We start from the raw sequence: 13,602 nt of genomic DNA on the forward strand, positions 1-13,602 counted from the left end.
TAAACTGAAGAAATTATCAAACGTCAAAGTTCCCCCCGAAATGCACGCTGGGATAAACTAGCCAGCATTTCCTCTGCCTTAAGCAGGGCATTTTCAGTTTTGCTGTGCATTTGACGAAGCATTCCAAGGCTTCTCGTGAATTCTCGCTGAACCTCAATTGGTGGCATAGGCACCTCCAACTCTTTGATGATGCCAAGATTGAGGCCCGCCATGATTGCCCCTTTATTCTGGGAACGAATCTGAGAGAGCAGTGCCGGGTGGCGATGTATCGCGTTTGATATGAATTCTGGTTCAGCTTTATCCAGATCAAGAGAAATAGTGGCTAAGTGCTTTGTCGTAATCGCCGTTGGAATATCTTTTGGGACGACTGAAGAACGCCCTGTTGTACCCATAATCGTAATAATCACATCACCAGGAAAGACCTGATAACGCTTCAACTTTAGATATTTTTCTTCTGTGATGAAACGCCGTTCATCCCATGCAAACCGATTTTTGACAGCGTTATCAATTCCCAGGACAGCAATACCGTCATCAACAAATTCAGAATGCTTGAGGTCACTACCAAACGGCCCTGTACGCATCGCTCCTTTTTTGGATAAAGCGAGGTCACGAATTGGCTTCTTTTCCCAACGGGCATAGCCGTTAGCATTGGGACCAACACTATGAACAAAGAGACTTTTGATTTGCCTTTCTTGCAGCTCCAATGCATCGCACTGCTTCCGGTGTATTGCATCCGCCTTGTCCAAGATCGCGGCTATGCGACGCTGTTCTTCGATAGGCGGCAGAGTAATTAACTGATCAGCTACATCCTTTGGATAAAGGTGAATACCCTTCACGATCTTCTTGAGTTTGAAACGGGTCTGAGACGATTGAAACCAATGCCATAAATATCTTTGATTAAGGTCCTCAGATTTACTGCGCGCTATCAGCCACTCGCCAGTCGCTAATGAGCCTTCAACTGAGCGCTCAGCTAAGTATTGTTTACTGCCAACATAGTCAGCATTGTGAGCAGCGTTTAGAACGAGAATATCGTCAGTTCGCAAACACTTCGCTTTGTGCCTTTGGGCAAACTGATCATCGACGAAAGATTCAAATTCACCAGAGAATTGGCCTCGGGCGTTAACATCTTTGATCTTGAGGACAGGAAAGCCTGATACTCTCTGATCTGCTTTGGCAGGTGTTTTTCCATTGAAAACATCCGCTATATCACCGACCCGGCGCGTAACAGTCACCCCAACATCTCCTCGAGTTCGGAGATATCCTTGGCAATGTCATCGTGCAGGTTTTGCATCTGCTTCAGGATAACTTTAGGAGACTCATAGGCCTCTTCTTCATATGTCGTTTCTTTATAGCGGCTGAGAGACAGGTCGTACTTGTTCGCCTTAATCTCTTTGGCTGACACAAAGAAAGCCTTTCCAGACTTGTCTGTATCCTTTTTGGGGTCGCGTTCTTGCCAGCGCTTTAACACATCCGGCAGATCGTTAGTGTCGATCTTCGTGCGTTTATCGTCCAGCGAGAAGCCATCCGCCTCGACATCGTAAAAGAAAACGTTTTCCGTGCCCCCGCCTTTGGTGAAGAGCAGGATAGCGGTCGATACACCTGCATACGGCTTGAATACACCTGACGGCAGCGAGATAACTGCCTCAAGCTGGTTTTCCTCGATCAATAGCTTTCGCAGCGCCTGGTGCGCCTTTGACGAACCAAAGAGAACCCCATCGGGCACAACCGTTGCCGACTGGCCACCAAGCTTCAGCATCTTCAAAATCAGAACGATGAACAGAAGCTCTGTCTTTTTCGTTTTAACGTTAGACACCAGACTTGGATGCACGTCTTCAAAATCCAAGCTGCCCTTAAACGGCGGGTTTGCAAGTATGATATCAAGGCTGTCGCTGGCATGCCCCGGATAGTTTTCTGGGAAGCTGTTTGCCAGCGTATCCTGATAATGAACATCCGGGGAATCAACCCCGTGCAACAACAGGTTCATCGCCGCGATGCGCAACATCGTCGAATCAAAATCAAAGCCGTGGAACATGCCTTTACTGATGTGATCACGATACGGCTCCAGCAGATCACCAGAATAGGTTTTCTGACCCGTTTCTTCATCCACCCAAACGCCTTCGGGCGACGTATATTTCTGCTGCAAATATTCAGCAACGCTCACCAGAAAGCCAGCGGTCCCGCAGGCCGGGTCACCCACGGTCATGTCTGGCTTCGGATCAAGCAATTCGACCATCAGCCGGATGATATGGCGGGGCGTTCTGAACTGACCATTGATGCCTGCTGTGGTCAGCTTGCTGAGAAGGTATTCATACAGATCACCCTTGGTATCGGCGTCGCCCAAAGGCAAATCATCGATCATCTCCACCGCCGAGACCAGAAGGCTCGGCTTCTGAATCATCAGTTGGGCATCTTTCATGTATTCGCCGAAAGCAGCCCCGTCGCCGGATACCTTCTTGAAGTGCGGAAAGACCTTGTCGCGGACCAAGGGCAGCATTTCAGCCGCACCCAAGTTGCGATATTGCGACCAACGCAGCTCTTGCTCATCCGGCCCAAAAAGCGGCTTAAAGTCCTTGCCTGACAATCCCGCCTTTCTCTCATTCTTCGTCTCTGTCATATCCAGAAGACGCGAGAACATCAGGAAAGTGATCTGCTCGATCACAGTCAGCGGATTGGCGATACCGCCCGTCCAGAACTCGGTCCAGAGGGTATCAACCCGGTTACGCAACGCGCCGGTCAGCATTATGGTTTGGCCTCATTGGTGGTTTTCTCGAAGCGATCAGTATTGAAGCTTCGAATGATCGTCAACAGGTCATCCTGCAGGTCGGAATCAGGGAAAACACCGTAAATCCCGTCCTGATCGATCTTGGTGAAGGGGGCATCAACCAGACGCTCAAGCTCAATACCACCAGTTTGAGCGATAAGGCTTTGAAGCAGGCGCAAGAAATGCGTTTGTTTGGCTGTCAGCGATGGGTGGCGTGTGACGAATTCCCGGAAACGGCCCCGAACCGCTTCTTCGTCCATCCCCACGATATTGCGCAAGATATCATCTAGGTGTTCGGCAAGGTCTGGATAGAATTCCCGCAACAGGTTCAGGTCAACATCGGGGTTCTCTGTCAGCACCAAGGACGTGAGTGCATCCAAATCATCCTGACTGACCGGTTCACCGCGCCTGATTTTGGCCAGTATCGGGTTCTTATCAAACAGGTCACGCAGGGCTGCTTCCACACGTTTACGGTATGCTGCCAAGTCAATCGAAACGATACCTGACTTTCGATGCCCGTATTCAATCTCTGCAGCATCTTCTTCGATATCAACCACTGGAATGGTGATTTCCGGACCGCGACCGCCGCCTTCAACATATTGCATAATGCTGCGGAGCTCGTGACGCACCCTTTCAAGGGACGCGAAGTCAACATTCGCCCAAAAGGCGGCTGATCTCACTTCTTTGATCGTCTCTGCCTTTGCCTTTACCTGATTGAGGTTGGGACGAAGCCTATTGACCGCATTAAGAAGATCACCTTTGAGGTCCTCGAATTGCCCAGACTGTTTAAACAGCGCAAGCTGCAACTGAGTTATCAGCAAGTCAAATGCATAGGCATCGCTGTGCCAACGAATATTAATCCATTGGGTAAGCGGACTAATTTCGTTTTTGAGCAGCGTGACTGTCGCGGGTGTGAATTCTTCAATCACGCCAACAGCCCGGACAGTTTGGATTTCAAGCCACTTTTCTTTGACCGAAATACTGTCATCCGGCAGGGAAGCCACATCCAGGGAAATCAGGTTAGTAACGGTGTTGAAGGTCTCTAGATCAAGTGCTTGCAAGGCCGTTGCAGCAAGGTCGAGACGGGCATTAAAGACACGTTGCATAAGTGAAGTCGGCGGGCTTGGTTCGGCCTCGGGCTTATTTTGTTCAAAGAACTCAAAGTTCGACCAGTGATCGAAAATCCGAAAGACTGCTTTGTCACGACCAGGGCCAAACAAACCAGGGCAGAGGCGTGTGCCACGTCCAATCATTTGCCAGAACTTAACCTTGGATTTCACCGGCTTTGCAAAGACAAGATTGACGATCTCAGGCACATCAATACCAGTATCAAGCATGTCGACTGATATCGCGATGGTTAGATCATCGTTGGTTCCCTGCCCCTTAAAATCATCAATCAACTGTTCCGCACGCGGGTCGTGGTTATCGATGATCTGACAAAACTTGCCGCCATATTGCGGATACATCTCATCAAACAGCTTTTGCAATACGACCGCGTGCTTGTGGCTGCGCGCAAAGATGATGGATTTACCTGGAAGCTGCCCACTCGCCTCCTTGATGCCGTTCTCCATCAAATTACGGATAATCCGCCGATTGGTATCCTTGTTGAAAATCTGCTTATCAATCTGCTCAGCTTCGTGATTGAGCTGCTCCGGGTCTTTACCATCCTCTTCAAGCTGCCGCTTCTGTTCCTCGCTAAGGTTCTCGTATTTAATCCCCTCGCGCAGGAACTTGGTGGTGTGACTATAGACCTCATAAGGTACCAGGAAGCCATCCTTGACCCCGTCCTCGATTGAATAGAACGCTGTAGGGTCCTGGTTACTGCATTCGAACAAGCCATATGTGTTGCGAGAAATGAACTCGACCGGCGTCGCTGTGAGCCCGACCTGCAGACTGTCAAAGTACCGGAACAGATCGCGATAGCGGTTATAGATACTGCGGTGGCTTTCATCGGCAATGATCAGGTCAAAGAACCCGGTATCAAAAGCCTGGAAAACAGACATCATCGACGGATAGGTAGAAACGAAAATACGGCTTTTATTGTCATTCACCGTGTGCCGCGAAACAACCGTAAGCGGTTCGCTCATATGGTCGTTAAAGGCGTTTTTGGCCTGCTTAACCAACTCGCGCCGATCACACAGGAACAGCACACGTTTCGCCCAATTCGCCCGAACAAGAAGCTCTGTCAGCGAAATGGCGACGCGGGTTTTCCCGGTCCCTGTGGCCTGAACAATAAGGGCCTTTCGCCGGTTGTTCGAGAACGCCTCACACACACGCTTGATCGTCTCAACCTGATAAATGCGCCCCGCGATTTCAGATTTCGGCGCAACGCTGTTAAGGGCCTTTTTATTGACCCTCTGGAACGTTACCAGGTTTTGCAGGCTGCGCTTTGAATAGAACCCGAACAGCCTCCGTGGCGGGTAATTCTGGGCGTCATCCCATATCCATGTGTTGTAGCCGTTCGTGTAGAAGATGACCGGGCGCTGCCCATGTTTCTTTTCAAGGCCATCTGCATACAGTTGCGCTTGCTTACGCCCACGCTCTTCGGACTGTGCTGTGCGCTTGGCTTCGATCACGGCCAATGGCTTACCGTTATCATCCCACAAGACATAATCGGCATATCCGATGCCCGAGTCAGTCGGTTGATATCCAACTTCTTCCTCAAGTGTTACGTCGTCAGGCTTGTTTACATCCCAACCAACCTCGGCAAGCGCAACGTCAATCAGTCTTTTTCGAGTTGTGGCTTCGTTAAACGATAGCGCGTCGGCAACCTGCTGCCCCTTTGCCTGCTTCTCCGGTGTTACAGTTTCAGCGGCATAGGTGGCTTTGACCTTGGCAAGCTGATCAAGCGCCGTATCAAGTTGCTTCTCAAGTTTGTCTTTGGCGGCTTCAAGCTCAGCTTCCCTGCCTTCATTTGGTGAAGGCTTCTGAAACTCTGCGATATCGGACGGAGTAGCGGTCAAACAGCGGACAGCGAACCAAGCCGACACCGCATATGCCTCTTCGAGTATCCAAAGGGCAGTCTTGATCTCGACACTTCCGCCATGAGCAGCACGGTTGCCCTCTTTGCGGATTGCATGAAATTTGGTGCGGATGACCTCGGGGACGGCCGCGGCGAATGCAGGAGCGTTCAACAGCTTGAAGAATTCGGTATCTTCCGGCTTCTCAAGGCGAAGCTCCCAATAGACCGCTTTGGTCAGCTGTTCCCCAAGATTGCGGAGCTTCACCAGTGCACTAGAAGGGTCTGAATAGGCGTACTGCTCTGCAAACCCGCCATGGTCTGCCAGAATAGGCCGCTCGTTTCGGAGCATTTCAAAGTTCACCGATTCCAGCGATCAATCCCCCGCACTATCTGACGTTTCACATCAGTCTTTTTTCACAACTTCCCAACGTTAGCAGCGCGTTGAAGTCAAAGAAAGACGAAATAGCCGCGTTTTCACATTTGCGAGAATCGAATGAGCGCAGCACCAACAGCCTGCGATCTTAGGGACCGAGCACTGGGTATTTGCGAAACAGTCATTGAATTTTTTTGGGGGGAGTTTTGAGGGGCTGCTGAGGTAGTACAACCCGGTAGTACAAAGACAATAGCCCTGCAAGCTAAGTCTTTGAAAACATTAACTTGCAGGGCTATGGTGCCCAGGAGAAGACTCGAACTTCCACGACCTTGCGGCCACTGGCACCTGAAGCCAGCGCGTCTACCAATTCCGCCACCTGGGCATAGGGGCTTGTGGTATTCGTCCCGGTTTTGTCGGCCGGAACGGGGCGCAATATACGCTGCCAAACTCCAGTGTCAATAACCTTTTTGACGGTTTTGCGAAACGGATCGGCGAAAGCCGGTTACAGCACCAAAACAGAGGGAAATTCTTGAAATTCCGCGCGATCCGGCATCACACCGAATTGCCGAACAAGTATCCCAAGACCCCGTTCAAGCGGTTCCGGCCCTGATCGGTGGTGCGCAGGCCGGTCTGATCGCAAATCAGATCGCCCGACGCCAAAAGGGTTTCAAGTCGTTCCGAATCCAGTGCATCGCGTGGCCCCTTGCCAATGATCCGTTCGAACCGGGCGGTTGGAATCGTTTCATTGAGGCGCAAGCCCATCATCACCATTTCGATCAACCGTTCATCGGCCACCAAAGCGGTTTCTTCCTGCGTGCCATGGCCCTGCTTTTCCACCCGGTCCAGCCAGATTTCCGGCGCACGATGACGGCGTACCGCCATCGGCTTTGTGCTACCATCAGGCTGGATAACCGCTTCGCGGCCATGTGCCCCCGGCCCAATACCAAGATAATCACCATAGCGCCAGTATACCAGATTATGGCGACTCTCCTGCCCCGGGCGAGCATGGTTGGAAACCTCGTAACAGCCATAACCAGCAGCGCTGGTTTCTTCCTGGGTGATTTCATAAAGATCGGTCGCAAGGTCTTCGTCGGGCACAACGAGATCACCGCGCTGATGCAAGGTATAGAACTGCGTGCCCGGCTCGATCGTCAGCTGATAAAGCGAAATATGACCGCGCGCGATATCAAGTGCCTCGCGCAGTTCCCGACGCCAAGCTTTCGGATCATGTTCAGGCCGGGCATAAATCAGATCGAACGAAAACCGGTCAAACACATTGGCCGCAACATCAAGGGCCCGCATGGCTTCCGCCGCATTATGGACACGACCCAAAAATTTGAGGTCTCGATCATTCAGCGCCTGAATACCAATCGATACCCGGTTGATGCCATTGGCAGCAAAGGCCGAAAACCGGTTGATTTCAACCGTTCCCGGATTGGCTTCCAGCGTGATTTCGATGTCATCGGTTACCGGCCAGAAAGCTTTGATATCGGCAATCAATGCACCTGCCGTTTCCGGCTCCATCAACGACGGTGTGCCACCACCGAAAAACACCGATCCGACAGTGCGACCCGGATGGCGTGCCGCCCCCACCGCCAGTTCGGCTCGAAGAGCTGCCCGCCAACGCACATGATCAACCTTGTCCGCAACGTGACTGTTGAAATCGCAATAGGGACATTTCGACAGGCAAAACGGCCAATGAATATAGATACCAAACGGGACGGCTTCTGCGTTTGCTTGGGACACGCGGTTCTCGATCTTCGACTGCGGAAAAGACGCATAAAGTAACACGCACCGACAATGGTTACATCAGCGATGCGTGCATAGGTTCGATGCAGGCAGCTTGACCGCTAAATTCTTACTCGAAACAAGCCCTGACCAACTGGCGAAATGCATCAGCCCGGTGGCTCATTTCATGTTTCTTTGTCGGGTCCATTTCGCCAAATGTCTGATCATAACCCTTCGGCTGGAAAATCGGATCATAGCCAAAACCATGTTCCCCGCGTTTCGGCCAGACAATTTCGCCGTCGACCCGACCTTCGAAATTCTCGACATGCCCGTCCGGCCAAGCAAGCGACAACGCACAGATAAAGGCCGCCCGGCGATCTGGATGGCTGCCGATGCCGTTCTGAACCTTTTCCATTGCCATGTCGAAATCCTTGTCCGGACCGGCCCAGCGCGCCGAATAAATACCCGGTGCCCCGTCAAGGGCTGAAACAGCCATGCCGCTATCATCCGACAGGGCTGGCAAGTTGGAGACTCTGGTTGCGGCAAGCGATTTTAACTGTGCGTTGCCGATGAAGCTGTTTTCGGTCTCTTCGGGTTCGGGAAGGTTCAAATCACCGGCTGAAATCACTTCGATCCCGAACGGATCGAGCAATTCGGCAATTTCCTTGATCTTGCCTTTGTTGTGGCTGGCGATAACGAGTTTTTTTTCCGTAAAGCGACGGGCCATGATGCTGCCTGAGATAAGTCGGGTCGAGAAGACGGGGACGAGTGGGTAACGCAAAAACAAATATCGGACGGCCATATCCCTTCCCGTCCGATGAAATTCTTAAACGCCAATCGCTGCACGCTGTTTGGCAAACAGTTCCTTGCAGCCTTTTTCCGCCAGTTCAAACATCTTGTCATAAGCAGAACGATCAAACGGCACATCTTCTGCCGTCGCCTGAACCTCAACAATACCGCCATTGCCTGCCAGAACAAAGTTCGCATCGGCACCGGCATTACTGTCTTCGGCATAATCAAGATCAAGAACCGCTTCACCCTGATAAATACCACAGGAAATGGCCGCAACCGGCTGGGTCAACGGGATTTCCTTGATCAGGCCAAGACGGCGCACACCCTGAAATGCGATATGGGCGGCAATATAGGCCCCTGTGATCGATGCAGTACGCGTCCCACCGTCGGCCTGAATGACGTCGCAATCAAGGCGCATCTGCATTTCGCCCATGCCCTTGAGGTCGGCGACCGCACGGATCGAACGGCCAATCAAGCGCTGGATTTCCTGGGTCCGGCCCGACTGACCGCCCCGAGCGGCTTCGCGCTGCATGCGGCTGTCGGTTGCGCGCGGCAGCATGCCGTATTCGGCTGTGATCCAGCCCTTACCGGAATTGCGCATCCAGCCAGGTACCTTATCCTCGACCGTCGCGGTACAAATCACATGGGTATCGCCAAATTTGATCAGGCAGGAGCCCTCGGCATATTTGGAAACACCAGTTTCAATGGAAACATCGCGAAGCTGATCGAAATTACGGCCGGAAGGACGCATGGGGTCTGAACCTCTTTGTTCTGGATCGAATCTGCCTTGATGGCTGGTCGACGATAACTGAAATTGCGGCCAAAGCTACTGAGCATCGCCGCAAAGGTCCAGCAGTTTCCCGGAAAATAACGGCAAAACCCGGCAGGATCATCTCTCGCCTGTGATCGAAAAAAACGTGATCAAATCCGATTCGCGACGAATTCAACGGGATACCGAAACCAGATTCCTGATCTGCGCCCAATTTCGGCATCTGTCGGCAGCAACCCCAATCCGCCAGCTTCATTGACGCCTGCCCCCCGCCTCACTAAATTCCACGCAGCGCATTTGGATTTATCGGATTAGGCATGACGCAGTTCGACGACACATTACTGGGCGATATGAATGCACGATCCCGCGAGGTATTTCGCCAGATCGTCGATGCCTATGTCGAAACCGGTGAACCGATCGGATCGCGGTCGATTGCACGCCGCATGTCGGAAAATCTTTCGGCAGCCACCATCCGCAATGTGATGTCCGATCTTGAGGAAATGGGTCTTCTGGTTGCCCCCCATATTTCGGCCGGTCGTTTACCCAGCGAAAAAGGCCTGCGTCTTTTCGTCAATGCCCTGATGGAAGTCGGCGATCTGCCAAATGCCGAACGCGATCAATTGACCAAAAATTGTGAACAGGCGGGCTATTCGCTTGATCAGATGCTGGGCGAAGCCACAAGCATGCTATCAGGCCTGTCACGATGTGCCGGCCTTGTCGTTGCACCGAAAACCGACGGCATCCGTTTAAAGCAGATTGAATTTGTTGCTCTATCACCTGGCAAGGTTCTTGCGGTTCTGGTATCGCAGACCGGCAATGTTGAAAATCGTATCCTTGATGTTCCGCCCGATTTGCCGACCTCGGCATTGACAGAGGCGTCGAACTATCTAAATACCCGGTTGGCCGGAAAGACACTTGATGACGCCCGGCAATTGATGAGTCTCGAACGCGACCGCATCAAACAGGAACTTGACGAATTGTCGGCAGGTCTGATTGATGCCGGGCTTGCGACATGGGCCGGCGGGGTCAAGGGTTCGTCCCTGATCGTCAAGGGCCAGTCGCAATTGCTTGAAAATATCGACACGATCGAACAGCTCGAAACTGTGAGACGGTTGTTTAACGTGCTCGAAGCACGCGATCAGATGATTGAATTGCTTGATGTCACCACGATTGCCCAAGGTGTGCAGATTTTCATCGGGTCCGAGAATAAATTGTTCGGCGGATCGGGGCTTTCGATGGTGATTTCGCCCTATCAGAATGCCGAAGGCAGCATTGTGGGCGCAATCGGGGTTGTCGGACCGACCCGGATCAATTATGCCCGGATCATTCCGCTGGTCGATTACACCGCCAAGCTGGTCGGGCGACTGATTGGATAAACGTTGGCGCTGCGTGTCAGGCCACACAAATTGAAGGTACAGGTTAGCCATGTCGGAAACCGCAAAGAACAACCCGGAAGATCTGCACGATGCTGCTCCCGCAGACGAAGCTGTCGTCAAAGATGTCGCAGCAGAGGCGACAGATGCCGAAGCAGAAGGCGGCGAAGCTGCGAATGCTGATCCCGTTGCCGCACTCGAAGCAGAAGTTGCCGAATTGAAAGACCGCCTGCTGCGTGCTGCCGCCGAGGTGGAAAACACCCGTCGCCGCGCCAAAAAAGACGTCGAAGACGCCAGCAACTATGCCGTCACAAAATTCGCCCGTGATCTTCTTGATGTTGGCGACAACCTTCGCCGTGCTCTTGAAGCCGCAGGCAACGATGCCAATGCCGATCCGGCAATGAAGACCCTGATTGACGGTGTCGAAATGACCGAAAAGTCCCTGCTCAAGGCGTTCGAGCAGAATGGCATCGAAAAGCTGGAGCCGCTCGGTGAAAAGCTTGATCCCAACCAGCATCAGGCCGTGTTTGAAATGCCAAACCCTGCCTATCCCGATGGCCATGTCGCCCAGGTGATGCAGGCGGGTTATGTGCTCAAAGGGCGCCTTCTGCGTCCGGCAATGGTCGGGGTTACCAAAAACCCGGCTGGTCAGGAAGCTGCAAAAAGCGATGAACCGGGCAGCAACGTCGATACATCCGCCTGATCGGCTGACGGATTAAAAATCAGAATACAAACCGGTTTTAGCGGATCGGGTTTTACAAATGGCCCTGCCACAGATGTGACGGGGCCGTTTTATTTTGTGCGGTCTGGCGCTAGGCTGAACCAATTGCAACATTGCAAATGGAAACACTATGCCGCTTCGCTCCGACATTATTGATATCCTGCGCGCTGATGCTGCCCCGATTGTCATTCTGACCGGGGCCGGGATATCAAAGGAAAGCGGCCTGCATACCTTTCGCGATCCCGATGGCATCTGGGCACGGTATGACATTTCCGAAGTCGCAACACCCGAGGCGTTCATCAATAATCCCGATCTGGTGCATCATTTCTATAATGACCGGCGCGCCAGCTTGCTTGATCCGGCCGTTCAACCCAATACGGCTCATTTGGCTCTTGCCCGGCTCGAAGCAGAATGGCCGGGCGATGTGCTTCTGGTAACCCAGAATATTGACGATCTGCATGATCGGGCAGGTTCAAAAAACCTGATCCATATGCATGGCGAGTTACTGAAAATCCGCTGCAATCATTGTGATCTTTTGACCAACTGGTCCGAGCCGCTTGATCAGGGCATCCCCTGTCCGTCATGCACTAAGCCGGGCGGGCTGCGCCCGCATGTTGTCTGGTTCGGGGAAATGCCGCTGGAAATGGAACGCATTTATACGGCCTTGGCTAATTGTGGCCTGTTCATCTCGATCGGGACATCAGGCAATGTTTATCCTGCAGCCGGTTTTGTGCAGATGGCCCGCGAGGAAGCGGGTGCCGAAACCGTAGAGCTCAATCTGGAGCCAAGCAACGGTGCGACATCGTTTGAATACAGCCACTATGGTGCTGCGAGTGAAATCGTTCCATCATTTGTCTCATCACTGATCGGCTGATAAATTACCTTCCTCAATCATAAGAGGAGCGCCGCCATGAATTTTAAACCGAAAACACATGAACTGAGCCTGACCCGCCTGCTTGATGCTCCGCGCGAAAAACTTTTCCGCTGCTGGACGGATGCCGAATTGCTCAAACAATGGTTTGTCCCCAACCCTTGGACCATTGCCCGGGCTGAATTGGACGTTCGCCCCGGTGGATCAACCCTGATTGTCATGAAAAACCCCGAAGGCGATGAATTCCCCAATCCGGGTATCTATCTTGAAATCGTTGAAAATGAAAAGATCGTCCTGACCGACGCCTATACAAGTGCGTGGGTCCCGTCGGCAAAGCCATTCATGACCGCGATCATCACCTTTACCGATGAAGGCGATAAAACCCGTTACACCGCAATCGCCCGTCATTGGTCAGAAGAAGACCGAAAGGCGCACAAGGAAATGGGCTTTCATGAAGGCTGGGGCATTTGTGCCGACCAGCTTGAAAAACTCGCCCAAAGCCTTTGAAGCAAGGTTCCGGGATCATCTCACCTGATTCCTCATGCCCCGGGGACCCGACCGTCACAAAGCGTGTGGAACTGCTTTTCGCCTTCCGGGCTGAAACGGACCACACGCGAGTCCCGGCTGCGTTGCGCCCAACCCAGTTCATAAAACCGGTTCAATAATGCCGCCCCGAACGCCCCGGCCAGATGTGATTGCCGTGCGCTCCAATCCAGACATTCCCGGCATAGCGGTCGGCGCGTGTTACGCAACGCCATAAGATCAATACCAAATCCGGTAGCAAAATCCACCCCTGCATCGGTCAGTATCACACCGTTATGATCGCTTGCAATCAGCGCACGGTTTTCAAGTGCCGCAAAAAGGGCGACTCCCATTTCGCCAGCCAGATGATCGTAACAGACTCGCGCCTTGCGCAATTCCGGGTCCTTAGGGCCGGTTCGCACCCGGTTATGGCCAACCCGGCTGGCAATCCCCATCAGGACTTCCAGTACCTCGACAATATCAGGGCCTGAAAGCGTAAAGTAACGATGCCGCCCCTGCTTGCGCGGGGTAACGATCTGGCCGGCTTCAAGCTTTGACAGATGCGAGCTTGCCGTTTGCGGCGTCACACCAGCTTCTTGTGCAAGTTCGGCCGCGGTCAGGGCGCGGCCACTCATCAGGGCGGTCAACATGTTCGCGCGCGCCGGATCGCCAAGCAATGCAGCCACACGGGCAATATCGGGTCCTTCTTTCATAGTTCGATGTTAATCGA

Annotated in this window: 11 protein-coding genes and 1 tRNA gene; 4 read left to right on the forward strand and 8 right to left on the reverse strand. The window is 52.6% G+C overall.

Annotation, left to right across the window (positions count from 1 at the left end):
* Nucleotides 1–23: 23 nt before the first annotated feature.
* The 7 genes from LG297_RS20020 to rph all read right to left on the reverse strand — a co-directional run bounded on the left by LG297_RS20020 (nucleotide 24) and on the right by rph (nucleotide 9,367).
* The gene (locus LG297_RS20020) at nucleotides 24–1,232 is read right to left on the reverse strand and encodes a restriction endonuclease subunit S (protein ID WP_404423442.1); all 1,209 of its coding nucleotides are present in this window, start codon (nucleotides 1,230–1,232) and stop codon (nucleotides 24–26) included.
* The gene (locus LG297_RS20025) at nucleotides 1,229–2,740 is read right to left on the reverse strand and encodes an N-6 DNA methylase (RefSeq protein WP_404423444.1); all 1,512 of its coding nucleotides are present in this window, start codon (nucleotides 2,738–2,740) and stop codon (nucleotides 1,229–1,231) included. The genes LG297_RS20020 and LG297_RS20025 overlap by 4 nt, the downstream gene beginning before the upstream one ends.
* Nucleotides 2,740–6,084 (reverse strand): DEAD/DEAH box helicase family protein, encoded by a 3,345-nt coding sequence (locus LG297_RS20030; RefSeq protein WP_404423446.1) that lies wholly within the window; start codon nucleotides 6,082–6,084, stop codon nucleotides 2,740–2,742. The genes LG297_RS20025 and LG297_RS20030 overlap by 1 nt, the downstream gene beginning before the upstream one ends.
* A gap of 307 nt (nucleotides 6,085–6,391) precedes the next feature.
* A tRNA-Leu gene (locus LG297_RS20035) sits at nucleotides 6,392–6,478 on the reverse strand.
* Between the two features lie 170 nt (nucleotides 6,479–6,648).
* Entirely contained in the window at nucleotides 6,649–7,842 is a 1,194-nt protein-coding gene (hemW, locus tag LG297_RS20040) for a radical SAM family heme chaperone HemW (RefSeq protein ID WP_404423448.1), read from the reverse strand.
* Between the two features lie 112 nt (nucleotides 7,843–7,954).
* Entirely contained in the window at nucleotides 7,955–8,551 is a 597-nt protein-coding gene (gene rdgB / locus LG297_RS20045; protein WP_404423450.1) for an RdgB/HAM1 family non-canonical purine NTP pyrophosphatase, read from the reverse strand.
* 99 nt (nucleotides 8,552–8,650) lie between these two features.
* Nucleotides 8,651–9,367: a ribonuclease PH gene (gene rph / locus LG297_RS20050; protein ID WP_404423452.1), complete on the reverse strand. Its 717-nt coding sequence runs from the start codon at nucleotides 9,365–9,367 to the stop codon at nucleotides 8,651–8,653.
* Between the two features lie 335 nt (nucleotides 9,368–9,702).
* Here rph and hrcA point away from each other — a divergent pair, with 335 nt between their 5' ends.
* The 4 genes from hrcA (at nucleotide 9,703) to LG297_RS20070 (ending at nucleotide 12,857) form a co-directional block, all read left to right on the forward strand.
* Nucleotides 9,703–10,761, forward strand: a complete 1,059-nt coding sequence (gene hrcA / locus LG297_RS20055) for a heat-inducible transcriptional repressor HrcA (RefSeq protein ID WP_404423454.1) — start codon at nucleotides 9,703–9,705, stop codon at nucleotides 10,759–10,761.
* Nucleotides 10,762–10,810: 49 nt separating this feature from the next.
* Entirely contained in the window at nucleotides 10,811–11,461 is a 651-nt protein-coding gene (gene grpE / locus LG297_RS20060; RefSeq protein WP_404423456.1) for a nucleotide exchange factor GrpE, read from the forward strand.
* A 148-nt stretch (nucleotides 11,462–11,609) separates the two neighbouring features.
* Nucleotides 11,610–12,353, forward strand: coding sequence for an NAD-dependent deacylase (locus LG297_RS20065; protein ID WP_404423458.1), 744 nt, complete (start codon nucleotides 11,610–11,612; stop codon nucleotides 12,351–12,353).
* Between the two features lie 36 nt (nucleotides 12,354–12,389).
* The gene (locus tag LG297_RS20070) at nucleotides 12,390–12,857 is read left to right on the forward strand and encodes an SRPBCC family protein (protein WP_404423460.1); all 468 of its coding nucleotides are present in this window, start codon (nucleotides 12,390–12,392) and stop codon (nucleotides 12,855–12,857) included.
* 32 nt (nucleotides 12,858–12,889) lie between these two features.
* On the opposite strand, the gene LG297_RS20075 is transcribed toward LG297_RS20070, so the two are convergent.
* Complete coding sequence (locus LG297_RS20075) at nucleotides 12,890–13,585, reverse strand: ArsR/SmtB family transcription factor (RefSeq protein WP_404423462.1); 696 nt, start codon at nucleotides 13,583–13,585, stop codon at nucleotides 12,890–12,892.
* Between the last annotated feature and the right edge of the window lie 17 nt (nucleotides 13,586–13,602).

Origin of the sequence: Thalassospira australica (assembly GCF_044790785.1) — a bacterium.
Taxonomy (GTDB): Bacteria; Pseudomonadota; Alphaproteobacteria; order Rhodospirillales; family Thalassospiraceae; genus Thalassospira; species Thalassospira australica_A.

Bases quoted from the DNA above. Each gene is read 5' to 3' on its own strand.
- LG297_RS20025 (WP_404423444.1), bottom strand. From the start codon at position 2,740: ATGCTGACCGGCGCGTTGCGTAACCGGGTTGATACCCTCTGGACCGAG.
- rdgB (WP_404423450.1), bottom strand. From the start codon at position 8,551: ATGGCCCGTCGCTTTACGGAAAAAAAACTCGTTATCGCCAGCCACAAC.
- rph (WP_404423452.1), bottom strand. From the start codon at position 9,367: ATGCGTCCTTCCGGCCGTAATTTCGATCAGCTTCGCGATGTTTCCATT.
- hrcA (WP_404423454.1), top strand. From the start codon at position 9,703: ATGACGCAGTTCGACGACACATTACTGGGCGATATGAATGCACGATCC.
- grpE (WP_404423456.1), top strand. From the start codon at position 10,811: ATGTCGGAAACCGCAAAGAACAACCCGGAAGATCTGCACGATGCTGCT.
- LG297_RS20065 (WP_404423458.1), top strand. From the start codon at position 11,610: ATGCCGCTTCGCTCCGACATTATTGATATCCTGCGCGCTGATGCTGCC.
- LG297_RS20070 (WP_404423460.1), top strand. From the start codon at position 12,390: ATGAATTTTAAACCGAAAACACATGAACTGAGCCTGACCCGCCTGCTT.
- LG297_RS20075 (WP_404423462.1), bottom strand. From the start codon at position 13,585: ATGAAAGAAGGACCCGATATTGCCCGTGTGGCTGCATTGCTTGGCGAT.